The organism is Streptomyces sp. NPDC107498 (assembly GCF_055582805.1).
In genome coordinates this window covers 39,342-62,033 of the sequence record NZ_JBVJPE010000004.1, presented here as the reverse complement: position 1 = coordinate 62,033, position 22,692 = coordinate 39,342, and the positions used below count along the sequence as shown (strand labels likewise).

Sequence of the window (22,692 nt, the reverse complement as noted above, 5' to 3'; positions counted from 1 at the left end):
TCCTTAGGCTGACCCGCATGGCCGACGAGTCCCCCCTCATCCGCAGTCTGCGCGCCGCCGTGGCCGCCGCCCCCGGTGACGTGCCCCTGCGCCTCCACCTCGCCGAACTCCTCCTCGCCGAGGGGCTGGGCGACGCGGCCGTCGCGGAGGCGGCCGTCGCCCTCCAGCACGCGCCCGGCGACGCGGCCGCCCGCGCGCTGATGGTCCGCGCGATGGGGACGGGCCCGGCGCCCGCTCCGGTCTCCGAAGGGGTCGTCGAGCCCGCCGCGCCGGTCTCCGAAAAGCCCGCGCCGGTCTCCGAGCGGCCCGCCCCGGTTCAGGAACGGCCCGCCCCCGGCCCCGAAGAGCCCGCCGTCCCCTCCTTCGACTGGGACGCCGCCGAGCAGCAGGTCCAGGACCTCGTCGGGCCCCGGTTCCTGGACGGCCCGCAGGCCGACGGCGCCGACGGGACCGCCGGGGACGCCGCCGCCTGGGACGTCGACGCCCCCGGCACCGTACGCCTCGCCGACGTCGGCGGCATGGACGAGGTCAAGGAGCGCCTGGAGGCCGCCTTCCTCGCCCCCATGCGCAACCCCGAACTGCGCAGGCTGTACGGCAAGTCGCTCCGCGGCGGCCTCCTCCTCTACGGCCCGCCCGGCTGCGGCAAGACGTTCATCGCGCGGGCCGTCGCGGGCGAGCTCGGCGCGAACTTCCTCACCGTCTCGCTCTCCGACGTCCTCGACATGTGGATCGGGGCCTCCGAGAAGAACATCCACGACATCTTCGAAACCGCCCGCCGCCAGGCGCCCTGCGTGGTCTTCCTCGACGAGCTGGACGCGCTCGGCGCCAAGCGCTCGCGCACCCACCACAGCGGCCTGCGCAACGTCGTCAACCAGCTCCTCACCGAGCTCGACGGCATCGCGAGCGGCGCCGGCAACGAAGGCGTCTTCGTCCTCGCCGCCACCAACGTGCCCTGGGACGTGGACATCGCGCTGCGCCGCCCGGGCCGCCTCGACCGCACGCTGCTCGTCCTCCCGCCGGACGCCGCCGCCCGCGAGTCGATCCTCCGCTACCACCTGCGGGAACGCCCCATCGAGGCCGTCGACCTCGGCAAACTGGTCAAGGCCACCGAGGACTTCTCCGGCGCGGACCTCGCGCACGTCTGCGAGACGGCGGCCGAGGCCGCCCTCCTCGACTCCGCCCGCACCGGCTCCGTACGCCTGATCACCACCAAGGACCTGCTCGGCGCGGCCAAGCAGATCAAGCCGTCCACGGAGCCGTGGTTCGCGGCCGCCCGGAACGTCGCCATGTTCGCCAACGAGGGCGGCCTGTACGACGACCTCCTCGCCCACCTCAAGCGGAAGCGCAAGCTGTGACCGCCTCCTCCACCGCGCTCGCCCGCGCCGAGGCGCTCTACGAGACCGGGCGGTACGCACAGGCCGGCGAGCTCGTCGCCCGGCACCTGGCGGCCGAACCGGAGGACGCCGAGGCGCTCGTCCTGCTCGCCCGCTGCCACCACCGGGCCGGCGACCGGGCCGCCGCCCTGGCCGCCGTCGACCAGGCGCTGCGGGCCGAGCCCGAGCTGCTCGGGGGCTGGCTGATGCGGGTCCACGTCCTGCTCGCCGACCGGCGGTTCCAGGAGGCCGAGGCCACCGCCCGGCACGCCGTCGAACTCGCCCCGCAGTACTGGGGCACCCACTACGCCCTCGGCACCGCCCTCGCCGAGCACGCCGAGCACGCGCGCACGCCCGCGCGTGCCGTCGAGGCGTACGAGGCGGCGCGGACCGCCGTCGGCCTCGCCCCCGAGGAGGACGCGGCCCACTTCCTGGTCGGCCTCACCGCCCAGCGGCGCGGTGACCACGCCACCGCGCAGCGGGCGTACGAGACGACCCTGCGCCTCAACCCGCAGAGCAGCGAGGCCCACAACAACCTCTCGCTGCTGCGGCTGCGCCGCCGCTGGTTCCGGCGCGGGGCCTGGACGCAGGCCGCCGAGGGCTTCGTCGCCTCCGCCGCGCTCGACCTCCAGGACCGCAAGGCCCGCTACAACCTGGAGGCCATGGCCTGGAACACCGCCGCCGGGGCCCGCTGGGTCGCCCTCGTCGGCTTCCTGACCTCCGCCGTCGCCCACGCCGCGATCCCCGACGGCGCGGCCCGGGCGGACGCGGTCGTGCCGCTCCTGGTCGGCGGGGCCGTGATCCTCGGCGCCTGGGCCGGGTGGGGGGTGTGGATGGCCCGCCGGGTGCCGCCACGGCTGCGCCGTCCCCTGCTCCTCGTGGCCCGCGGCTGCCGGCCCGTGCTGTTCATGGCGGGGGCCGTCGGGCTCCTCGGCCTCCACTCCCTCGTCTCGCTCGCGCTGTGGTCCTTCGACGCGGGCGTGACGGGCGGGTCCGGCACGGTCCTGTTCTGGGGCGTGATCGTCACGTACTGGGTGAGCCGCTCGGCGCTCAACCGCCGCGCACCGAAGGACTGAGGCCGCCGAGGCCTTCCCGTCGGCCGTCGGAGACGACGGATAGCATGACCGGGTAGTTGATCGTCACGTCACGGCCCGTACGTGGTCAGTGGTCGGCATCAGACCGAGGAGGTCCGGGACATGGCCGGAGAGCCGCAGAGCGACTGCCTGTTCTGCAAGATCGTGGAAGGGGAGGTGCCGGCGACGATCGTGCGCGAGACGGAGACCACCGTCGCGTTCCGCGACATCAATCCGCAGGCGCCCACGCACGTCCTCGTGATCCCGCGCGCGCACCACCCCGACGCGGCGTCGCTGGCCGCCGCCGCGCCGACCGTCGCCGCCGACGTGCTGCGCGAGGCGGGCGAGATCGCGGCGCAGGAGAAGATCGACGGCAGCGGCTTCCGGATCGTCTTCAACACGGGCGCCGGCGCCGGCCAGACCGTCTTCCACGCCCACGCGCACGTCCTCGGCGGCCGCGGCCTCAACTGGCCCCCCGGATAACCCGTGTCCGTACGCGAACTGGTCGTCCTCGGGACCGCGAGCCAGGTCCCGACCCGGCACCGCAACCACAACGGCTACGTGCTGCGCTGGGACGGCACGGGCATCCTCTTCGACCCGGGCGAGGGCACCCAGCGCCAGATGCTGCGGGCCGGGGTCGCCGCGCACGACCTCGACCGGATCTGCGTCACGCACTTCCACGGCGACCACTCGCTCGGCCTGGCCGGGGTGATCCAGCGGATCAACCTCGACCGGGTCCCGCACCCGGTCACCGCCCACTACCCGGCGAGCGGGCAGCACTTCTTCGAGCGGCTGCGGTACGCCACGGCCTACCGCGAGACCGTGAAGCTGACGGAGGTCCCGGTGGCCGCCGACGGGCCGCTCGCCGTCACCGGTTCCTTCACCCTGGACGCCCGCCGGCTCTCCCACCCCGTCGAGTCCTACGGCTACCGGATCACGGAGCCCGACGGGCGCCGCCTCCTGCCCGAGAAGCTCGCCGCGCACGGCATCGAGGGCCCCGACGTGGGCCGGATCCAGCGCGACGGCAACCTCGGCGGCGTCTCCCTCGACGACGTCAGCGAGGTCCGGCGCGGGCAGCGCTTCGCCTTCGTCATGGATACCCGGCTCTGCGACGGGGTGCACGCCCTCGCCGAAGGCGCCGACATGCTCGTCATCGAGTCGACCTTCCTCGACGAGGACGTCCGGCTCGCCACCGACCACGGCCACCTGACGGCCGGACAGGCCGCCGCCGTCGCGCGCGACGCGGGCGTCCGGCACCTCGTCCTGACCCACTTCTCGCAGCGCTACTCCGACCCCGCGGCCTTCGAACGGCAGGCGCGGGCGGCCGGGTTCGACGGCGAGCTGAGCATCGCCCGGGACCTCATGAGGGTCCCCGTACCGAAACGAACGTGAACATGCCCCTCCCCTCCGGCCTCCCCAAGGCCGAACTGCACCTCCACATCGAGGGCACCCTCGAACCCGAGCTCGCCTTCGCGCTCGCGGCCCGCAATGGCGTCACCCTGCCGTACGCGGACACCACCGCCCTCCGCGAGGCGTACCGCTTCAGCGACCTCCAGTCCTTCCTGGACCTCTACTACGGCCTGATGACGGTCCTGCGCACCGCCGAGGACTTCACCGAGCTCGCCGACGCCTACCTGGAGCGGGCCGCGGCCCAGGGCGTCCGGCACGCCGAGATCTTCTTCGACCCGCAGGCGCACACCGCCCGCGGCGTCCCGATCGGCACGGTGATCGAGGGCCTCGGCGCCTCCCTCGACCGCGCCGAGGACCGATACGGGATCTCCACCCGGCTCATCCTGTGCTTCCTGCGGGACGAGTCCGCCGAGTCGGCGCTCGCGACCCTGGACGCCGCGAAGCCGTACCTGCACCGGATCACCGGGGTCGGCCTGGACTCCGCGGAGGTCGGCCACCCGCCGGCCAAGTTCCGCGAGGTGTACGAGGAGGCCGCCCGGCTCGGCCTGCGCCGCGTCGCCCACGCGGGCGAGGAGGGCCCGGCGGCCTACGTCCGCGAGGCGCTCGACGTGCTTGGCGTGGAGCGGATCGACCACGGGCTGCGCTGCATGGAGGACCCGGAGCTCGTCGACCGGCTGGCCCGCGAGCGGATCCCGCTCACGCTCTGCCCCCTGTCGAACGTCCGGCTCCGCGTCATCGACACCCTCGCCGACCATCCGCTCCCCGCGATGATGTCGGCGGGGCTGCTCGTCACCGTCAACTCCGACGACCCCGCGTACTTCGGGGGGTACGCGGGCGACAACTTCGACGGGGTGCGCGACGCGCTGGGCCTGTCGCCGGAACGACTCCGCGAGCTGGCGCGGAACTCCTTCCGGGCGTCGTTCCTGGAGGACGACGAGGAGCGCAGGGCGCGGTACCTGGCCGAGGTGGAGGCGTACCGCTTCGACGCGGAGTAGGGGTGCGGCCGAAGGCCGTACGGGGCCCGGGAGCTCGCCTCCGGGCCGGGAAGGGCGGGGTGGGGGAGAACCCCCTCCCTACCCCCGGTCGCTCGGCCTCGCCAGCCCGAACGTCGACTTCCCCGCCCGGCGGCTCCCCGAGGTGACCGCCACCGGGGCGACCTCCTGCTCCGGCGCGCCCACCTGGGGCACCAGCGCCGCCCCCGCGCCCCGCCCCGCGAGCACCGCCGCGGGCGCCCCGCCGCGGCGGCGGATCGAGCCCGGGACCAGGGGACGGCCGGAGGCGTGGCGGGCGACCGCCGTCATGGGGGCGGCGACCAGCAGGAGCAGGGCGCAGAGCACCAGGCCCATGCCCGGGTAGCCTCCGCGGTCGGAGAGCAGGGAGCCGGTCACCGGGCCGCAGGCCACGCCGAGGGAGGAGGCCGAGCCGACCGTGACGGCCCAGCGGCCGCGCGGGTCGAGGGAGGCGGCCAGGCCCAGCAGGTAGGACAGGACGACCGGGTAGACGGCGTTCCACAGGATCTCGCCGGTCGCGAAGCCGGCGAGGTCCCCGGCGGACGAGCTCAGCCACACGCAGCCCGCGATGACCACCGTGCCCGCGCCGATCGGGACCGCCCGGCCCAGGCGCGAGCCGAGCGCGCCCGCCGCCGTGACGCCGGCGAGGCCCGCGCCGAGCGCCGCCGCGAAGACCGCGCCGACGGTGACCTCGGAGAGGCCGGCCTGGGTGAGTCCGATGCGGCCGCTCACGCCCCAGAGGGCGTTCTGCGCGAGGGACCAGCACAGGACGCCCCCGGCGAGCACGGCACCGGCCCGCCGGTACGGCAGGGGGCCCGCGGCCGTCGCGCTCCCCGGCCTCCCGCCCGGGACCGCCGGGCCTTCCGGCCTCCTGCCCGCGGCCGTCGCGCTCCCCGGCCTCCCGCCCGTCGCCCCGGCCTCCCGTGCCGCCGTGTGCGCGGTGCCCGGCAGACGGCCGGTGACCGGCCACACCAGGGCCGCCGCGCAGGCGATCGCGAGGAGCGGCGCGGCATGGCCGCCGCCGAGGTGCGGGAGGGTCAGGTAGAGGGCGCCGGCCGCCGCCGAGACGGAGAGCAGGCCGAGGGTCGAGGCGCGGTGCGGGTCGCGCTCCCCGGCGATCCCGGCCACGGCCACCGCCGTCGCCGCGCCCGAGCCGAGGCCGCCGAGGACCGCGCCCGCGACCACCAGCGGCACGAGGCCGGTCGCGGCGGCGGAGCCGTATCCGACGGCCATCGCGAGCAGGCCCGCGCGGGCGGCGCGGCGCGGTGCGACCCGCTCCCCGCGCGCGGCGAGCGCGAAGCCGGCGGTCGAGGAGCCGAGGAGGAGGACGGAGCCGACCAGGCCCGCCTGGGCGGGCGTGAGGCCCAGCCCGGCGGAGAGGCGGCCGACGACGGTCGGCAGCAGGTACGGGGCGAGGTAGCCGGCGGTGAAGAGGGCGACGAGGGCGACGAGGGCCCCGTCGCGGGTCCGCGAGGACATGGGCGTTCCCAGGAACGTAAGGGGAGGGGTGGAGCGCCCGGGGCGTGCGCGGGGCACGGGGTCGCGGAACCATGTGTATCAAGCGGGCGAGGGGCCGGAGAAGGTGGTTTCCGTCGGTTCGGTGTGTGATCTGGGTCACCATGGGTTTGGTCGACGGTTTCGTGGGTATGGAGGCGCCTTCCTGTGCGTCCCGCCCGTCCCCCCACCCCCATCGGGCACACTGATCTGGTCCGCACCGCGACCGGGGAGTCTGCCGTGACCACAGCAAGGGGAGAGCAGCCGCAACACGACGCCGGGGTCGACCCGTTGGTGTGCCTGCGCGAGCCCACCGACCCGGCCTGCGACGTCTTCCTGACCGGCACCGTCTTCCTGGACATCATCTTCACCGGCCTGGACAGCGCGCCCGTCCGCGGCACCGAGTCCTGGGCCCGGGGGATGGGGTCGAGCCCGGGCGGCGTCGCCAACATGGCCACCGCCCTCGCCCGGCTCGGGCTCCGGACCTCGCTCGCCGCCGCCTTCGGCGACGACCACTACGGCGAGTACTGCTGGGACGCCCTGGAGCAGGGCGAGGGGATCGACCTCTCGCTCTCCCGGACCGTGCCCGGGTGGCACTCCCCGGTCACCGTCTCCATGGCCTACGAGGACGAGCGCACGATGGTCTCCCACGGCCACGAGGCCCCGCCGCTCGACGGCGCCCTGCCCGCCTACCCGCCGCACGCGCGCGCCGCCGTCGCCTCCCTCGTGCCCGGCCGCTCCGAGGAGTGGGTCGCCCAGGCCGCCCGCGGCGGCGCCAAGGTCTTCGCCGACGTCGGCTGGGACGACACCGGCCGCTGGGACCTGGCCGGCCTCACCGACCTCCAGCACTGCGAGGCCTTCCTGCCCAACGCCGCCGAGGCGATGCGCTACACCCGCACGGACTGCCCCCGGGCCGCCGCCCGCGCCCTCGCCGACAAGGTCCGCTACGCCGTCGTCACCCTCGGCGCCGAGGGCGCCTACGCCGTCGACGGCGCCACCGGCGAGACCGCCGAGGTCCCCGCCATCCAGGTCTCCGCCCTCGACCCGACCGGTGCGGGAGACGTCTTCGTCGCCGGTTTCGTCACCGGCACCCTCGCCGACTGGCCGCTCGCCGACCGGCTCGCCTTCGCGGGCCTGACCGCGGCGCTGTCGGTGCAGGAGTTCGGCGGCTCCCTCTCCGCCCCGACCTGGGACGAGATCGCCGCCTGGTGGCAGCACGTCCAGGGCCACGCCCGGCAGGACCCCGAGGCGCTGCGCGGTCGCTACGCCTTCCTGGAGCGGCTCCTGCCCGCCCCCGCCCGGCCGTGGCCGCTGCGCAGGGCCGTGCCGACGATCGGATTCAGGGCGGCCCACCCGTAAACCGCTACGGGCTTGTCGGCCCCTGGTCGTAGGCTTGGTAGCCGAGAGGTTGTCGAGCGGCGAGAACCCCGCGACGGGAGGTATGCGCAGGCCACAGTGCCGGCCCATGACTCACACACCCACAGCCCACGACGGAGCGCCCCGCGAGGAGGCGCCCGGACAGGCCCGCGCCCACTTCACCGTCCCCGCCAAGCACCCCATGGTGACTCTGCTCGGCTCCGGTGACTCCCTGCTCCGCGTGATCGAGAGGTCGTTCCCGGCCACCGACATCCACGTGCGGGGCAACCAGGTCAGCGCGGTCGGCGACGCGACGGAAGTCGCCCTGATCCAGCGCCTGTTCGACGAGATGATGCTGGTGCTCCGCACCGGTCAGCCGATGACGGAGGACGCAGTGGAACGCTCGATCGCCATGCTCAGGGCGAGCGAGAACGGATCGGCGGAGGGCGGCGAGGAGACCCCCGCCGAGGTGCTCACGCAGAACATCCTCTCCAGCCGGGGACGCACGATCCGTCCCAAGACGCTCAACCAGAAGCGGTACGTCGACGCGATCGACAAGCACACGATCGTCTTCGGCATCGGCCCCGCCGGCACCGGAAAGACCTATCTCGCCATGGCGAAGGCGGTCCAGGCCCTGCAGTCCAAGCAGGTCAACCGGATCATCCTGACCCGGCCCGCCGTCGAGGCGGGCGAGCGGCTCGGCTTCCTGCCCGGCACGCTCTACGAGAAGATCGACCCGTACCTGCGGCCGCTCTACGACGCCCTGCACGACATGCTCGACCCCGACTCGATCCCCAAGCTCATGGCGAGCGGGACGATCGAGGTCGCGCCGCTGGCGTACATGCGCGGACGGACGCTGAACGACGCGTTCATCATCCTCGACGAGGCGCAGAACACGAACCCCGAGCAGATGAAGATGTTCCTCACCCGCCTCGGCTTCGACTCGAAGATCGTCATCACCGGTGACGTCACCCAGGTCGACCTGCCGAACGGCACGAAGAGCGGTCTGCGACAGGTCCGGGACATCCTCGACGGGGTCCCCGACGTCCACTTCTCGACGCTCACGTCGCAGGATGTCGTCCGGCACAAGCTCGTCGGCCGTATCGTCGACGCGTACGAGCAGTACGACAGCCGCAACGGGAAGTAGTACACAAGCACCATGTCGATCGACGTCAACAACGAGTCCGGCACCGAGGTCGACGAGCAGGCGATCCTCGACATCGCCCGCTACGCGCTCGCGCGCATGCGCATCCACCCGCTCTCCGAGCTCTCGGTGATCGTCGTGGACGCGGAGGCGATGGAGCAGCTCCACATCCAGTGGATGGACCTGCCCGGGCCGACGGACGTCATGTCCTTCCCGATGGACGAGCTGCGCCCGCCGTCGAAGGACGACGAGGAGCCCCCGCAGGGGCTCCTCGGCGACATCGTGCTCTGCCCCGAGGTCGCCACCCAGCAGGGCAAGGACGCGCCGACGCAGCACTCCATGGACGAGGAGCTCCAGCTCCTCACCGTCCACGGGGTGCTGCACCTGCTCGGGTACGACCACGAGGAGCCGGACGAGAAGGCCGAGATGTTCGGCCTCCAGGCGGCCATCGTCGACGGCTGGCGCGCGGAGAAGGGCCTCACGGGCCCGTCCCCGGCCCCCACCGTCTCCTGACCCGATGGACGCTTCGCTGATCTTCGGCGCGGTCGCGCTGGTCGTCGTCGCCTGGCTCGCCGCCTGCGCCGAGGCCGGTCTCGCCCGCGTCTCCAGCTTCCGCGCCGCCGAGGCCGTCCGGTCCGGGCGGCGCGGCTCGGAGAAGCTCGCCCAGGTCGCCTCCGACCCGACCCGCTACCTCAACGTGGCGCTGCTCGTCCGCGTCGCCTGCGAGATGGCGGCCGGCGTCCTCGTCACGTACGCCTGCCTGGAGGCCTTCCCGGAGACCTGGGAGGCCCTCCTCGTCGCCATCGTCGTGATGGTCCTCGTCTCGTACGTGGCCGTCGGCGTCTCGCCGCGCACCATCGGCCGCCAGCACCCGCTGAACACGGCGACCGCCGCCGCGTACGTGCTGCTGCCGCTGGCCCGGATCATGGGTCCGATCCCGCAGCTGCTCATCCTCATCGGCAACGCGCTGACGCCGGGCAAGGGCTTCCGCAAGGGCCCCTTCGCCTCCGAGGCCGAGCTGCGGGCCATGGTCGACCTCGCCGAGCAGGAGTCGCTGATCGAGGACGAGGAGCGCCGGATGGTGCACTCGGTCTTCGAGCTGGGCGACACCCTCGTCCGCGAGGTGATGGTGCCCCGGACCGACCTCATCTGCATCGAGCGGTACAAGACGATCCGTCAGGCCCTCACCCTCGCGCTGCGCTCCGGCTTCTCCCGGATACCGGTCACCGGCGAGAACGAGGACGACATCGTCGGCATCGTCTACCTCAAGGACCTGGTCCGCCGGACCCACATCAACCGGGACTCCGAGGCCGACCTGGTGTCCACCGCGATGCGGCCCGCCGCCTTCGTGCCCGACACCAAGAACGCCGGTGACCTGCTGCGCGAGATGCAGCAGGAGCGCAACCACGTCGCCGTCGTCGTCGACGAGTACGGCGGCACGGCCGGCATCGTCACCATCGAGGACATCCTCGAGGAGATCGTCGGCGAGATCACCGACGAGTACGACCGGGAGCTGCCGCCCGTCGAGGAGCTCGGCGAGGCCCGCTACCGGGTCACCGCCCGCCTCGACATCGGCGACCTCGGCGAGCTGTACGGCTTCGGCCCCGACGAGTACGACGACGAGGACGTGGAGACCGTCGGCGGCCTGCTCGCCAAGGCCCTCGGCCGGGTCCCGATCTCGGGCGCCAGGGCGGTGGTGGAGCTGCCGGACGGACGTTCGCTGCGGCTGACGGCGGAGGCCTCCGCCGGCCGACGGAACAAGATCGTCACCGTGCTCGTGGAACCGCTGGAACCGGAGGAGAAGCCGGCATGACCCCCGATGAGCTGCGCGCCCTCTGCCTGGACTTCAACGACGCGGCGGAGGAGTTCCCGTTCGGTCCGGAGGCCTCCGTCTTCAAGGTCGCCGGGAAGATGTTCGCGCTCTCACGACTCGACGCCGAGCCGCTGCGGGTCAACCTCAAGTGCGATCCGGACGAGGCGGTGCGGCTCCGCGAGGAGCACCCGGCGATCGCCCCCGGCTACCACATGAACAAGCGGCACTGGAACACCGTGACCGTCGGAGGGCTCCCGGACCGGATGGTCCGGGAGCTCGTCGAGGACTCGTACGACCTGGTGGTCGCGGGTCTGCCGAAGGCCGTACGGCTCCGGCTCGACCGGCCCTGACCCGCGGGCGGCGCCGGAGCCTCAGGACCGGCGCCGCAGGCCGAGGGCGACCAGGGCCGCCGCGCCCAGCACGATCGCCGCGTCCAGGGCCACGACCGTGCGGACACCGGCGAAGAGGTCCGTGCCGGTGGTGGCGAGCACCCCGAGCAGCGGGATGCCGACGGTGAGGCCGACCTGCTGGGTGGTGGTGACCAGGCCGGTCGCGAGCCCCTGCTCCTCGTCGCGGACGCCGGAGGTGACGGTCACGCCGTACGAGATGATCGCGCCGAGGTGCAGCATCGACGCCAGGGAGACGGCGACGGTCGCCAGGACCGCGCCGGACTCCCGGCCGATGCCGAGGATCGCGGCGGTGAGCAGGCCCTGACCGACGAGCGAGACCACCAGGGTGCGGTGGGCCCCGATCCGGCCGATCACCTTCGGGGTGACCATGCCGGCGAGGACCGAGAAGGCGCCCTGGACGCCGAAGACGATGCCGGAGGCGAAGGCCGAGAGGCCGAGGGTCTCCTGCAGGTACAGGGTCAGGACGAAGACGATCGTCGACATCATCGAGAAGGTGACCAGACCGCCCACGTTGCCGAAGGCGACGGTACGGCGGCGCAGCACCGGCAGCGAGACCAGCGGGGCCGGGTGCCGGGACTCGATCACGCCGAAGGCCACGAGCAGCAGCACGCCCAGGGCGAGGGCGACCGGGACGTCCACGCCGTCGAAGCCGCGCTCGGCCGCCGTCGTCAGGGCGTAGATCAGGGAGAGCAGACCGCCGGTGACGGCCATCGCGCCGGGCACGTCGAGGCGGGGCCGCTCGGGGGTGCGGGACTCGGGTAGCAGACCCGGGGCGAGCGGCAGCACGATCAGCGTGAAGACGGCGAGCAGGGCCATCGTGGAGCGCCAGCCGAGGGTGTCGGTCATGACGCCGCCGAGCACCATGCCGATGGTGAAGCCGAGGGACATCAGGGTGCCGGAGATGCCGAGCGCCCTGGCCCGCAGCGGGCCCTCGGGGAAGACAGTGGTGAGCAGCGCCATGCCGGTCGGCACGATGGCCGCCGCTCCCAGGCCCTGGAGGGCCCGGCCGGCGAGGAAGGCCCCGGGGCTCCAGGCGAGGGTGGCGAGCAGGGAGGCCGCGCCGAAGAGCACCAGGCCGGAGAGGAAGAGCCTCTTGCGGCCGAAGAGGTCGCCGATCCTGCCGAAGAGCAGCAGGAAGCCGCCGGAGGGCAGGGCGAAGGCGGTGACCGCCCATTGGAGGGCGGACGGGTCGAAGCGCAGGTCGGCGCCGAGGACGGGCAGGGCGACGTTCAGGACGGAGAAGTCGAGCGCCACCATGAACTGGGCGGCGCACAGCACGAAGAGGACGAGGCGGTCGCGGCCGGTGAGGGCCGGGGGAGCGGCCGGGCCGGTGGGGGCGGAGGCGGCGGAGGAGGAGGCGGGGGCCTCGGGCGGGGTGGTCGTCGTTGCCATGCCCCCACCTTCGACGGGCGGGAACAACGGCGGGGAGCGGGTACTTATCCTGTTGGTCGCACCACCAGGCATCCACCATGCGTCCAGGGGGAGGAAGCACACGTGGCCACCGCTCTCGAGAGCACCAGCGCGAAGCAGCACCGACTCGGCGAGTTGCGCGAGTTCCTGATGAGCCGTCGGGCCCGGGTCAGCCCGGCCGAGGCGGGGCTCCCGGACGGCGGCGCGCGCCGCCGCACCCCGGGCCTGCGCCGCGAGGAGGTCGCGGTCCTCGCGGGCGTCGGGGTCTCCTGGTACCAGTGGCTGGAGCAGGGCCGGGACATCACGGTCTCCCCGCAGGTCCTCGACTCGGTGGCGCGGGTGCTGCGGCTGAGTCCGGCCGAGCGGCGCCATCTGTACGTCCTGGCGGCGCTGAACCCGCCGCCCCTGGAGGCGGCCCCGGAGGACCGGGACATGTGCCACGGCCTGCGGCGGCTCATCGACGCGTGGATGCCGTTCCCGGCGCACATCATGGACCAGTACTGGAACACCGTGATGTGGAACGACGCGGCGGCGATCGTGCTCGGCATGCGCCAGGAGATCGTGCAGAACTGCCTGATCGCGTTCTTCACGGACCCGCTGTACCGCTCGCGGTCGACGCGCTGGGAGGAGCTGGCGCCGAAGGTCGTCGCGCAGTTCCGCTCGGCCTGTTCCGAGTGCCCGGACGACGAGGGCTTCCGGGCGGTGGTGGAGGAGGCCAGGGAGACGAGCCCGGAGTTCGCGGAGCTCTGGGAGCGGCGGGACATCCTGCCCGGCGGCCAGAACCGCAAGGAGATGGAGCACCCGCTGGTCGGCACGCTGGTCGTGGAGGCCACCCAGCTCAGGGTCCCGGCCCGCCCGGACCTGGTCATCGTGATGCACACCCCGCTCCCGGAGGCGGACACGGCCGAGAAGCTGGAGTGGCTGGTCTCACCGGAGGGGCGCCGCGGGGCGATGTATCCGGTCGCGGGGTGAGACCCGGGGCGACGTCCCCGGTCGCTGGACGAGACCCGGGGCGATCACGGGCTGAGACCGGACCGGGCGCGCCGGGAGCGCGACCTATGCTCGGGGCATGACACTCAGCAGCGAGCACGGCGACCTCGGCGCCGAGGACCTCAAGATCATCACCCTTGCGCGGAGCGCCCGCGCCCGTAACGGCGTGTCCGAGGGCGCGGCCGTGCGCGACGAGACGGGCCGCACCTACGTGGCCGGCACCGTGGAGCTGGAGTCGCTCAGGCTGAGCGCCCTGCGGACCGCGGTCGCGATGGCCGTGGCCAGCGGCGCCGAGTCCCTGGAGGCGGCGGCCGTGGTGTCGAACGCCGAGGCCGCCTCGGAGGAGGACCGCGCGGCCGTACGGGACCTGGGCGGGCCGGAGACCCCGGTGCTGCTCGCGGGCCCCGACGGCAAGCTGCGCGCGGCGGTCACCGCCGGCTGAGCCGGACGGCGGGAACGGAACGGCGGGAGCAGGACGGTGAGGGCCCGGCGACACGCCGGGGCCCATGTCCTTGTGCGTTCGTGAAGGATCACCGCACCTTCTCTTGCCTTCCCCGGCGGTCTGCGCGTCAATGACAGCGGTTCGTCCGACGGACCGTCAGATCTCCATCGTCCACGCAGTGTCCGCACCCCTGCGTTCGTCATCGGAAGGGGTTCGAACCCGCCATGAGAAGCAGAAGCACCTCAGGGACCGTCGCGGTGCTCACCGCGGCGCTCGCCGCCGCCGGACTCGCCTTCGCCCCCACGGCCGGCGCCGTCGCGCCGGGCTCGGCCACGGCGACGTACGACTGCGGCAGCTGGGGCGGTGGCGCCGCCACCCTCACGGCCACGCAGAGCGGCACCGCCGCGACCGTCACCATCAGCTCCTCCGTCACCACGCCGATCGCGGTCGGCACCGACACCATCAGCTCGACCCTGACGCTGGCCAAGGCCGGCGGCGGCACCCGGGTCTTCACCGGGAAGAAGAACCCCGCCCGCGCCGCCGGGCAGTCCGTCGTCATGGGTCCGCTGAGCGGCACCGTGGCCTCGGGCGACAGCCTCAACTCGTACTTCGCGGGGGTCGCCCTCAAGATGGTGATCTTCGGAGTCACGGTGAACTGTGACGCGGTGACCTCGCAGTCGCCGGGCCCGTTCGTCTTCAGCTGAGCCCCGTCCCCACCCGGACCGGTGCCGCCCCGAGCGGCACCGGTCCCTGTCGTGACCTGCGCAAACGTCGGAAAACCGCCGATCTTGACAGTATCTGATGGGTCATCAGTCGATGGGACCCGCTTCCCTTGACTTCTCTCCGCCCGCAGCCGTCAATGGCGCCCACTCATCCCTCAGGAGGGGGCCCCATGGCATTCACCCGATCCCGGGCGGCGACCCGAAGACGGCGCTGGACCGCCGTCCTCGGCGTCACCGCCCTCGCGGTCGCCGGCACGGGCGCGCTCGCCGCCCCGGCCGGTGCGACGACCACCTCGAAGTCGGTGGACTTCCGGACCCGCTGCGTCCCGCCGCCGATCGCCGGCATCCCGCCGATCGAGGGCACCACCACCGCCGAGATCACGGTCGACAAGGCCAGCCCCAAGGTCGGCGAGACCGTGACCGTGACCTACACCGTCACCAAGCCCGCCGCGTCCAACCCCGTCGACCTCGCGCTCCCGGTCGACATCATGACGCCCAGCGGCAAGGTGGTCCTCGGCGGCGCCCAGACCGGCACGGTCACCGTCACCGGCCCCAAGAAGAACCCTCCGGTCCCCGGCAAGGGCTCCTTCCCGGCCTTCTCCATGACGGGCACCTTCACCGCCACCGGGGCCGGGTCGATCACCCTCTCGCCCGGCGACTACAACATCCACACCAGCTACCTCATGGAGCTGGACACCCCCTGTACGGTGCTCAACCCGCCCGCCCCGGTCTCCGAGACGGTCGTCGCGAGCCCCGTGACCAGCCCCAACACCCGTGCGCTCCAGCTCGACAACGCCTCCGGCGACCCCGGCGTCCGGGTCACCGTCACCGGCTCGAAGTTCACCCCGCTCACCGAGGTCACCGTCGTCGGCCGCGCCGGAGCGGCGGAGACCGCCGACCGGATGACCGTCACGACCGACAGCGAGGGCGGTTTCGCCGCGCGGCTGAAGGTCAACGACCCGGCGACCACCGGAATCGTGGCGTACGAGGGCACGGCCTGGGACCCGGAGAAGGGCGCGGGACCCGCCGCGTACAAGGTCGTCGTCCCGGCCCCGCCGAACAGCCAGACGATCACCGCGGCCGTCACGGCGGGCGAGCTGTCCATGACGCAGGCCGGCGACGCCGTCCAGCTGTCCTCCGTCGACTTCGGCGCGGGCGGCGCGGCCACCGGCGCGCTCCGGACGGTGACCGTCAAGGACTTCCGCGGCGGCCCCGCCGGCTGGTCCCTGACCGGCAAGGTCACCGACTTCACCGGGCCCGGCGGCGCCATCGGCGGCGACGGGCTCAGCTGGACCCCCGCCTGCACCGCCAAGGCCGGCAGTCCCAGCGCCTGCGCGGCCGGCTCGGCGGGACCGGTCGGCAGCGGCGGCGCGACCCTCGCCTCCACCCCGAACGGCGCCCTCACGGGCGGCGAGTTCACCGTCGACGCGCAGCTCTCCCTCGACGTCCCGGCGTTCACCGCGCCCGGTTCGTACGCGGGCGTGCTCACGCTGACCCTGTCCTGACCGTCCCGCGGGCCGGGCGCGCACCCGGTCGGCCCGCCCCGATCCGCACCCCGGGGGTCCGCACCCGTGCGCAAGCCGTCCGCACTCCTCCTGAGCACCCTGAGCGCCCTCGTCGCGCTGCTCGGCCTCGCGCCGGACGCGACGGCCGCCGAGAACGGCGAGTGGGCCGTCTACCCGGCCGCCTCCCGGCTCGGCGGCCGCCCGTACTTCTACCTCTCCGCCGATCCCGGCACGACGCTCACCGACCGCGTCACCGTGGCCAACAAGACGTCCGCCCCGCTCACCTTCCGGCTGTACGGCGCCGACGCCTACAACACCGACCGCGACGGCGGCTTCGCCGTCCGCACGCAGGCGGAGGAGCAGACCGGCGCCGGAGCCTGGATCAAGCCCCGGCGGACCCGGATCACCGTCCCGGCGCGCTCCGCCGTCACCGTCCCCTACACCCTGACCGTCCCCGCCGACGCCGACCCCGGCGACCACCCCGGGGCCCTCGTCGCCCTCGACGAGCGGATCGCCCCCGGCGGGAAGGGCACCGTCGCCGTCGGCGTCCAGCGCGCGGTCGGCGCCCGCGTCTACCTCCGGGTCAACGGACCCACCGTCCCCGCCCTCGCCGTCGAGGACGTCACCCTCGACCAGGACCGGCCGCTGGTCCCCGGCACCCGCACGAGCAGCGCCCTCGTCTCGTACACCCTGCACAACCGGGGCAACGTCACCCTCGACCCCAAGGTCGTCCTGAAGGCCCGGGGCCTCTTCGGCCGCACCCTCCTCGACCGCGACCTGGCCGGGGTGCCGGCCGAACTGCTGCCCCGCCAGAAGATCCGGCTCACCGAGCGCTGGACCGGTTCCCCGCAGCTGGACCGGGTCGACGTGACCCTCACCGCCACCGCGAAGGGCGTGCGGGAGACCGGCACCGTGTCCTTCCTGGCCCTGCCCTGGCTCGCCGCCGCGGTCCTCGTCCTGGGCGGCGCGGCCGGGCTCCACGGCCTGCGGATGCGGCGCCGCCGGGCACTGAGTACGTGAGGCGGGCGCTCATCGGGGACAATGGCCCCCATGAGCGCTCGCAACCAAGAAACCGAAGCCGTCCACCGGGCCGGCTTCGCCTGCTTCGTCGGCCGCCCCAACGCGGGCAAGTCCACCCTCACGAACGCTCTGGTCGGCCAGAAGGTGGCCATCACCTCGAACCGGCCGCAGACCACCCGGCACACCGTCCGCGGCATCGTGCACCGCCCGGACGCGCAGCTGATCCTGGTCGACACCCCCGGCCTCCACAAGCCGCGCACCCTCCTCGGCGAGCGGCTCAACGACGTCGTGCGCACCACCTGGGCCGAGGTCGACGTCATCGGCTTCTGCCTGCCCGCCGACCAGAAGCTCGGCCCCGGCGACCGCTTCATCGCCAAGGAGCTCGCCGGGATCAAGAAGACCCCCAAGGTCGCGATCATCACCAAGACCGACCTGGTCGACTCCAAGACCCTCGCCGAGCAGCTCATCGCGGTCGACCAGCTCGGCAAGGAGCTCGGCTTCGAGTGGCAGCAGATCGTCCCGGTCTCGGCCGTCGGCGACAAGCAGGTCCAGCTCGTCGCCGACCTGCTCGTCCCGCTCCTGCCGGAGTCCCCGCCGCTCTATCCGGAGGGCGACCTCACGGACGAGCCGGAGCAGGTCATGGTCGCGGAACTGATCCGCGAGGCCGCGCTCGAAGGCGTACGGGACGAGCTGCCGCACTCGATCGCGGTGGTCGTCGAGGAGATGATCCCGCGCGAGAACCGCCCGGCGGACCGGCCGCTGCTCGACATCCACGCCAACGTGTACATCGAGCGCCCCAGTCAGAAGGGCATCATCATCGGCCCCAAGGGCAGCCGCCTCAAGGAGGTCGGCATGAAGTCCCGCAAGCACATCGAGGCGCTCCTCGGCACCCCGGTCTTCCTCGACCTCCACGTGAAGGTCGCGAAGGACTGGCAGCGCGACCCCAAGCAGCTGCGCAAGCTGGGGTTCTGAGGACCGAAAAGCTCAGGCGCCCTCCTTGAGGACCCTCGTGACGAGGGTCCTCTGCGCGTCCGTGAGACGGGGGTCGCGGCAGCGGACCGTGACGTCGTCGACGGTGATCTCGTACGAGAAGCCGTCCGGCACGCCACGGCCGTCGTCGTCGCCCTCCGCGAGGACGGCGGCGGCCAGGGACTCCCACCCGGGGTCCGCGACCTCCACCTCCGCCGACCGCTCGATGCCCGCGAAACCACCCGTGCGCCGCACTCGAATCCGCATGGGCCCTGTCTACCAGCCGGTCACTCGGTGGGCACCCCCACCGCCGCCCAGGCCTTCAGGACGGCCTGGATCTCCGCCCCGTCGCCGTACCGCGCCTCCGCCGCCGCCGCGGTGGCCCGCGCGAACTCGGAGAAGCGGGTCTCGGGGGTGAGGGCGCCGCCGGTCATCACGTCGTACCAGATCCGTCCCGCCCGCTCCCAGGCGTTCCCGCCGAGCTCGGTCGCGGCCAGGTAGAAGGCGTGGTTGGGGATGCCGGAGTTGATGTGCACCCCGCCGTTGTCGCGGCCCGTGCGGACGTAGTCGTCCATGTGGGCGGGCTGCGGGTCCTTGCCGAGGACGTCGTCGTCGTACGCGGTGCCCGGGGCCTTCATGGAGCGCAGCGCCGTCCCCTGCACGTTCGGGTGGAAGAGGCCCTCGCCGATGAGCCAGTCGGCCTGGTCCGCGGTCTGGCCGTGCGCGTACTGCTTCACGAGCGAGCCGAAGACGTCGGAGACCGACTCGTTGAGCGCGCCGGACTGGCCGAAGTACTCCAGGCCCGCCGTGTACTGGGTGAAGCCGTGGGTGAGTTCGTGGCCGATGACGTCCACCGGCAGGGTGAAGTCGAGGAAGATCTCGTCGTCACCGTCGCCGAACACCATCTGCTCGCCGTTCCAGAAGGCGTTGCCGTAGTTCTCGTCGTAGTGGACGGAGGCGATCAGCGGCAGCCCGGAGCCGTCGATCGAGTCGCGCCCGAAGGCGTTCAGATAGAGGTCGAAGGTGGCCCCGAGGCCCGCGTAGGCCCGGTTGACGGTGGCGTCGGCGACCGCCTCCTCGCCCTCGCCGCGGACCTTCTCGCCCGGCAGGTCGGTGCCGCGCCGGCAGTCGTGGACGCTGCGGTGCGGCTTTCCGGCGTCGGCGGGCGCGAGCGTCGGCGTGGCACCGGGCAGCGGCAGCACGCGGAACGTGCGGGCCGCGGCGTCCGCGATCAGGGTGCGGCGGGCGGCGCCGGCGACGGTCGGGTTCGAGGAGCGGGCCAGGTGCTCCAGCAGGTGGGGCGGCACGATCGAGCAGAAGACGGACGTCTGGGGAGTCATTCCCGCAATGTGGCACTCCGTGACGGAGCTGTCACGCGATGAGACGAGGATTGGTGAAATGGAGTGATGGGTCACCTTTCGGGCTTGACGCGGCCGCCGTCCCGCATACTGAAACAGGACGTCCGTCTTCCACGGACCTGGGCTAGGGTGACGCACATCATGCGTTTCGGGCTGCTTCTCCTTAGCTGCCGCGGCGAGGGCCTGTAGTCGTAGGCCGACCCCCTCCCCGCGGGTTTCGGTGTTGCGTTTCGACAGTCGGCCTCCCCCGAGTTCTCGGCTTCGCCCGAGCAGGGGGGACCCCCTTCTCCGCAGGACCCCCGAGGAGCCCCACGCGATGTCCCAGTCGCCTTTCGTCAGCCGCCCCACGCCGATCACCAACGCGACCCACACGCAGCGACCGTCCGGGATGCCGATCCACAAGTACGGTCAGTACGAGGCCGTGGTCATCCCCGACCGGACCTGGCCCGAGAAGCGCATCACCAAGGCGCCCCGCTGGCTGTCCACCGACCTGCGCGACGGCAACCAGGCCCTGATCGACCCGATGTCCCCGGCCCGCAAGCGCGAGATGTTCGACCTGCTCGTACGCATGGGCTACAAGGAGATCGAGGTCGGCTTCCCGTCCTCCGGCGAGACCGACTTCGCGTTCGTGCGCTCCATCATCGAAGAGGGCGCGATCCCGGACGACGTCACCATCTCCGTCCTGACCCAGGCCCGCGAGGACCTGATCGAGCGGACCGTGGAGTCCCTGAAGGGCGCCAAGCGGGCCACCGTCCACCTGTACAACGCGACCGCGCCCACCTTCCGCCGGGTCGTCTTCCGCGGCTCGAAGGAGCAGATCAAGCAGATCGCCGTGGACGGCACGCGGCTGGTGATGGAGTACGCGGAGAAGCTGCTGGGCCCGGAGACCGCCTTCGGCTACCAGTACAGCCCGGAGATCTTCACCGACACCGAGCTGGACTTCGCGCTGGAGGTCTGCGAGGCGGTCTGCGACGTCTGGCAGCCCGGCCCGGGCCGCGAGATCATCCTCAACCTGCCCGCCACCGTGGAGCGTTCGACGCCTTCCACGCACGCGGACCGGTTCGAGTGGATGGCCCGGAACCTGACCCGCCGCGAGCACATCTGCATCTCCGTCCACCCGCACAACGACCGCGGCACCGCCGTGGCGGCGGCCGAGCTGGCCGTCATGGCGGGCGCGGACCGCGTCGAGGGCTGCCTGTTCGGCCAGGGCGAGCGGACCGGAAACGTCGACCTGGTGACGCTGGGCATGAACCTGTTCTCGCAGGGCGTCGACCCGCAGATCGACTTCTCCCAGATCGACGAGATCCGCCGCACCTCCGAGTACTGCAACCAGATGGAGGTCCACCCGCGCCACCCCTACGCGGGCGACCTGGTCTACACGGCCTTCTCCGGCTCCCACCAGGACGCCATCAAGAAGGGCTTCGACGCCATGGAGGCCGACGCGGCCGCCCGGGGCAAGACCGTCGACGAGATCGAGTGGGCCGTGCCGTACCTGCCGATCGACCCGAAGGACGTCGGCCGCTCCTACGAGGCCGTGATCCGGGTCAACTCCCAGTCCGGCAAGGGCGGCATCGCGTACGTCCTGAAGAACGACCACAAGCTGGACCTGCCCCGCCGGATGCAGATCGAGTTCTCGAAGATCATCCAGCAGAAGACCGACAGCGAGGGCGGCGAGGTCACGCCGGCCGCGATCTGGGCCGTCTTCCAGGACGAGTACCTGCCCAACCCGGACGACTCCGCGGCCCGTTGGGGGCGCATCCAGCTGCGCTCCGGCCAGACCACCTCCGACACCGACGGCACGGACACCCTGACCGTCGAGGCGGTCGTCGACGGCGTCGACACCGTCCTGACGGGTTCCGGCAACGGTCCGATCTCCGCGTTCTTCGCCGCGCTGCAGTCCATCGGCGTCGACGCCCGCCTGCTGGACTACCAGGAGCACACGATGAGCGAGGGCGCCTCCGCGCAGGCCGCCTCTTACATCGAGTGCGCCATCGACGGCAAGGTCCTGTGGGGCATCGGCATCGACGCCAACACCACCCGCGCCTCCCTGAAGGCGGTCATCTCGGCGGTCAACCGCTCCGCCCGCTGACCCCGGTCGTCCCGTCGTCCGCCGCCCCGCACCCTTCCTCCCGGAGGGTGCGGGGCGGCGGCACGCGCGGGCCGCGGCCCGCCGCACGCGCACCGGGTCGTCCCGGCCGCGTCCGCCACCCCGGAGGGTGATCTCGCGACGACCGGTTCGGCCATCGGGCCCGGCGCGATCGGCGCCGCCGTCGCCGTCGGCGGAGGCTCCCTGGCCTTTGCGAAGCGCCGCCGCCGCGCGTTCCGGGGCCTCCCGAACCGGTGACGTGTCTCGGCCATCTCCACGGCGAAGTCCCGACGGGGTGCTGACGTCACATCAAGGATGTGGCTAACATCACGCCAACGCCGGCAGTGCAGCCGGGCCGTTGAGGAGGTGCGTGTGCGGTCTGCCCGGAATTCACGTGGTGGGAAAGTGGGCGTCTGCGGGATCCGCACCTCCTGGAACACCGTCGGAGACGGCGAGTTCTTCTGCGAGGAGTGCGGGGGCGACCGCAACTACCGGCGGCGCACCGGCCGCCGCAGGTTCGCCGTCCTGGGCGTCCCCGTCCTGCCCCGGGGCTGTACCGGCCCCGTCGTCGAGTGCGCGGCCTGTCACACGCACTTCGGTACGGAGGTGCTCGACCACCCGACGACGAGCCGCTTCTCCGCGATGCTGCGGGACGCCGTGCACACCGTCGCCCTCGCCGTCCTCGCGGCCGGCGGCACCGACTCCCGCGAGGCGCTGGACCGGGCCGTCACCGCCGTCCGGTCCGCCGGCTTCGCCGAGTGCACGGCCGTCCAGCTCGTCGACCTCGTCGAGGCGCTGGAGGCCGACACCGGGCGCTTCATGCCCGAGGTGAACCCCGAGGGGACGCTCCTGTCGATCGAGCTCCACGAGGCCCTGGAGCCGCTCACCCCGCACCTGGCGCCCGCCGGGCGGGAGTCGATCCTGCTCCAGGCCGCCCGGATCGCCCTCGCGGACGGGGCCTACACCCCGGCCGAGACGGAGGTCCTCGGCACCGTCGGCAACGCCCTCGCACTCGCCCCCGAGGACACGGTCCGGCTCTTGTCCTCGGCCCGGACGGTGCCGTAGCTCCGCACCTCCGCCCCGTGTGGGCAGGGGGACCCCCTCGCC

Annotated in this window: 22 protein-coding genes; 18 read left to right on the top strand and 4 right to left on the bottom strand. The window is 73.0% G+C overall.

The genetic code is table 11. The features are described 5' to 3' along the window. Positions 1-17: 17 nt before the first annotated feature. The 5 genes from ACZ66Z_RS08595 to ACZ66Z_RS08575 all read left to right on the top strand — a co-directional run bounded on the left by ACZ66Z_RS08595 (position 18) and on the right by ACZ66Z_RS08575 (position 4,851). Positions 18-1,355: an ATP-binding protein gene (locus ACZ66Z_RS08595; RefSeq protein ID WP_469933259.1), complete on the top strand. Its 1,338-nt coding sequence runs from the start codon at positions 18-20 to the stop codon at positions 1,353-1,355. Continuing rightward, positions 1,352-2,449, top strand: coding sequence for a tetratricopeptide repeat protein (locus ACZ66Z_RS08590; RefSeq protein ID WP_469933258.1), 1,098 nt, complete (start codon positions 1,352-1,354; stop codon positions 2,447-2,449). The genes ACZ66Z_RS08595 and ACZ66Z_RS08590 overlap by 4 nt, the downstream gene beginning before the upstream one ends. Before the next feature lie 120 nt (positions 2,450-2,569). Continuing rightward, the gene (locus tag ACZ66Z_RS08585) at positions 2,570-2,929 is read left to right on the top strand and encodes a histidine triad nucleotide-binding protein (RefSeq protein ID WP_469933257.1); all 360 of its coding nucleotides are present in this window, start codon (positions 2,570-2,572) and stop codon (positions 2,927-2,929) included. A 3-nt stretch (positions 2,930-2,932) separates the two neighbouring features. Then, positions 2,933-3,838, top strand: a complete 906-nt coding sequence (locus ACZ66Z_RS08580; RefSeq protein WP_469933256.1) for a ribonuclease Z — start codon at positions 2,933-2,935, stop codon at positions 3,836-3,838. Between the two features lie 2 nt (positions 3,839-3,840). Beyond that, entirely contained in the window at positions 3,841-4,851 is a 1,011-nt protein-coding gene (locus ACZ66Z_RS08575; RefSeq protein ID WP_469933551.1) for an adenosine deaminase, read from the top strand. A 78-nt stretch (positions 4,852-4,929) separates the two neighbouring features. Here the strand turns inward: ACZ66Z_RS08575 and ACZ66Z_RS08570 are convergent, their stop codons facing one another. Next, positions 4,930-6,345, bottom strand: coding sequence for an MFS transporter (locus ACZ66Z_RS08570; protein ID WP_469933255.1), 1,416 nt, complete (start codon positions 6,343-6,345; stop codon positions 4,930-4,932). A 255-nt stretch (positions 6,346-6,600) separates the two neighbouring features. On the opposite strand from ACZ66Z_RS08570, the gene ACZ66Z_RS08565 reads away from it, so the two are divergent. The 5 genes from ACZ66Z_RS08565 to ACZ66Z_RS08545 all read left to right on the top strand — a co-directional run bounded on the left by ACZ66Z_RS08565 (position 6,601) and on the right by ACZ66Z_RS08545 (position 11,023). Further along, a complete protein-coding gene (locus ACZ66Z_RS08565; RefSeq protein ID WP_469933254.1) occupies positions 6,601-7,719 on the top strand; it encodes a carbohydrate kinase family protein in 1,119 nt (372 codons plus the stop codon). Positions 7,720-7,825: 106 nt separating this feature from the next. Then, positions 7,826-8,863, top strand: coding sequence for a PhoH family protein (locus tag ACZ66Z_RS08560; RefSeq protein ID WP_469933253.1), 1,038 nt, complete (start codon positions 7,826-7,828; stop codon positions 8,861-8,863). Between the two features lie 12 nt (positions 8,864-8,875). Further along, the gene (gene ybeY, locus ACZ66Z_RS08555) at positions 8,876-9,373 is read left to right on the top strand and encodes an rRNA maturation RNase YbeY (RefSeq protein ID WP_041129173.1); all 498 of its coding nucleotides are present in this window, start codon (positions 8,876-8,878) and stop codon (positions 9,371-9,373) included. Positions 9,374-9,377: 4 nt separating this feature from the next. After that, on the top strand, positions 9,378-10,673 hold the full coding sequence (locus ACZ66Z_RS08550) for a hemolysin family protein (RefSeq protein WP_469933252.1): 1,296 nt from the start codon (positions 9,378-9,380) through the stop codon (positions 10,671-10,673). Further along, positions 10,670-11,023, top strand: coding sequence for an MmcQ/YjbR family DNA-binding protein (locus ACZ66Z_RS08545; RefSeq protein WP_469933251.1), 354 nt, complete (start codon positions 10,670-10,672; stop codon positions 11,021-11,023). The genes ACZ66Z_RS08550 and ACZ66Z_RS08545 overlap by 4 nt, the downstream gene beginning before the upstream one ends. Before the next feature lie 21 nt (positions 11,024-11,044). On the opposite strand, the gene ACZ66Z_RS08540 is transcribed toward ACZ66Z_RS08545, so the two are convergent. Beyond that, complete coding sequence (locus tag ACZ66Z_RS08540) at positions 11,045-12,475, bottom strand: MFS transporter (protein ID WP_469933250.1); 1,431 nt, start codon at positions 12,473-12,475, stop codon at positions 11,045-11,047. Between the two features lie 168 nt (positions 12,476-12,643). On the opposite strand from ACZ66Z_RS08540, the gene ACZ66Z_RS08535 reads away from it, so the two are divergent. From ACZ66Z_RS08535 to era, 6 genes are all read left to right on the top strand, one after another. Further along, a complete protein-coding gene (locus tag ACZ66Z_RS08535) occupies positions 12,644-13,465 on the top strand; it encodes a helix-turn-helix transcriptional regulator (protein WP_469933550.1) in 822 nt (273 codons plus the stop codon). A 97-nt stretch (positions 13,466-13,562) separates the two neighbouring features. Continuing rightward, on the top strand, positions 13,563-13,925 hold the full coding sequence (locus tag ACZ66Z_RS08530) for a cytidine deaminase (RefSeq protein WP_469933249.1): 363 nt from the start codon (positions 13,563-13,565) through the stop codon (positions 13,923-13,925). Positions 13,926-14,149: 224 nt separating this feature from the next. Beyond that, positions 14,150-14,629, top strand: coding sequence for a hypothetical protein (locus tag ACZ66Z_RS08525; protein ID WP_469933248.1), 480 nt, complete (start codon positions 14,150-14,152; stop codon positions 14,627-14,629). 188 nt (positions 14,630-14,817) lie between these two features. Next, complete coding sequence (locus tag ACZ66Z_RS08520; RefSeq protein WP_469933247.1) at positions 14,818-16,152, top strand: beta-xylosidase; 1,335 nt, start codon at positions 14,818-14,820, stop codon at positions 16,150-16,152. Positions 16,153-16,218: 66 nt separating this feature from the next. After that, entirely contained in the window at positions 16,219-17,172 is a 954-nt protein-coding gene (locus ACZ66Z_RS08515) for a DUF916 domain-containing protein (RefSeq protein ID WP_469933246.1), read from the top strand. Between the two features lie 21 nt (positions 17,173-17,193). Beyond that, positions 17,194-18,144, top strand: coding sequence for a GTPase Era (gene era / locus ACZ66Z_RS08510; RefSeq protein WP_469933245.1), 951 nt, complete (start codon positions 17,194-17,196; stop codon positions 18,142-18,144). A gap of 12 nt (positions 18,145-18,156) precedes the next feature. Here era and ACZ66Z_RS08505 read toward each other — a convergent pair whose 3' ends face one another. Further along, positions 18,157-18,408, bottom strand: a complete 252-nt coding sequence (locus tag ACZ66Z_RS08505) for a protealysin inhibitor emfourin (protein WP_469933244.1) — start codon at positions 18,406-18,408, stop codon at positions 18,157-18,159. Between the two features lie 20 nt (positions 18,409-18,428). Beyond that, positions 18,429-19,481, bottom strand: a complete 1,053-nt coding sequence (locus ACZ66Z_RS08500; RefSeq protein WP_469933243.1) for a M4 family metallopeptidase — start codon at positions 19,479-19,481, stop codon at positions 18,429-18,431. Positions 19,482-19,815: 334 nt separating this feature from the next. On the opposite strand from ACZ66Z_RS08500, the gene leuA reads away from it, so the two are divergent. Both leuA and ACZ66Z_RS08490 read left to right on the top strand, forming a co-directional pair. Then, positions 19,816-21,588: a 2-isopropylmalate synthase gene (gene leuA / locus ACZ66Z_RS08495; protein WP_469933242.1), complete on the top strand. Its 1,773-nt coding sequence runs from the start codon at positions 19,816-19,818 to the stop codon at positions 21,586-21,588. Between the two features lie 369 nt (positions 21,589-21,957). Beyond that, complete coding sequence (locus ACZ66Z_RS08490) at positions 21,958-22,650, top strand: TerB family tellurite resistance protein (protein WP_469933241.1); 693 nt, start codon at positions 21,958-21,960, stop codon at positions 22,648-22,650. Positions 22,651-22,692: the final 42 nt, after the last annotated feature.

Coding starts and splice junctions, on each gene's coding strand:
- ACZ66Z_RS08595 (WP_469933259.1), top strand. CDS start 18: ATGGCCGACGAGTCCCCCCTCATCCGCAGTCTGCGCGCCGCCGTGGCC.
- ACZ66Z_RS08585 (WP_469933257.1), top strand. CDS start 2,570: ATGGCCGGAGAGCCGCAGAGCGACTGCCTGTTCTGCAAGATCGTGGAA.
- ACZ66Z_RS08575 (WP_469933551.1), top strand. CDS start 3,841: ATGCCCCTCCCCTCCGGCCTCCCCAAGGCCGAACTGCACCTCCACATC.
- ACZ66Z_RS08570 (WP_469933255.1), bottom strand. CDS start 6,345: ATGTCCTCGCGGACCCGCGACGGGGCCCTCGTCGCCCTCGTCGCCCTC.
- ACZ66Z_RS08560 (WP_469933253.1), top strand. CDS start 7,826: ATGACTCACACACCCACAGCCCACGACGGAGCGCCCCGCGAGGAGGCG.
- ybeY (WP_041129173.1), top strand. CDS start 8,876: ATGTCGATCGACGTCAACAACGAGTCCGGCACCGAGGTCGACGAGCAG.
- ACZ66Z_RS08550 (WP_469933252.1), top strand. CDS start 9,378: ATGGACGCTTCGCTGATCTTCGGCGCGGTCGCGCTGGTCGTCGTCGCC.
- ACZ66Z_RS08545 (WP_469933251.1), top strand. CDS start 10,670: ATGACCCCCGATGAGCTGCGCGCCCTCTGCCTGGACTTCAACGACGCG.
- ACZ66Z_RS08540 (WP_469933250.1), bottom strand. CDS start 12,475: ATGGCAACGACGACCACCCCGCCCGAGGCCCCCGCCTCCTCCTCCGCC.
- ACZ66Z_RS08535 (WP_469933550.1), top strand. CDS start 12,644: ATGAGCCGTCGGGCCCGGGTCAGCCCGGCCGAGGCGGGGCTCCCGGAC.
- ACZ66Z_RS08530 (WP_469933249.1), top strand. CDS start 13,563: ATGACACTCAGCAGCGAGCACGGCGACCTCGGCGCCGAGGACCTCAAG.
- ACZ66Z_RS08525 (WP_469933248.1), top strand. CDS start 14,150: ATGAGAAGCAGAAGCACCTCAGGGACCGTCGCGGTGCTCACCGCGGCG.
- ACZ66Z_RS08520 (WP_469933247.1), top strand. CDS start 14,818: ATGGCATTCACCCGATCCCGGGCGGCGACCCGAAGACGGCGCTGGACC.
- era (WP_469933245.1), top strand. CDS start 17,194: ATGGCCCCCATGAGCGCTCGCAACCAAGAAACCGAAGCCGTCCACCGG.
- ACZ66Z_RS08505 (WP_469933244.1), bottom strand. CDS start 18,408: ATGCGGATTCGAGTGCGGCGCACGGGTGGTTTCGCGGGCATCGAGCGG.
- ACZ66Z_RS08500 (WP_469933243.1), bottom strand. CDS start 19,481: ATGACTCCCCAGACGTCCGTCTTCTGCTCGATCGTGCCGCCCCACCTG.
- leuA (WP_469933242.1), top strand. CDS start 19,816: ATGTCCCAGTCGCCTTTCGTCAGCCGCCCCACGCCGATCACCAACGCG.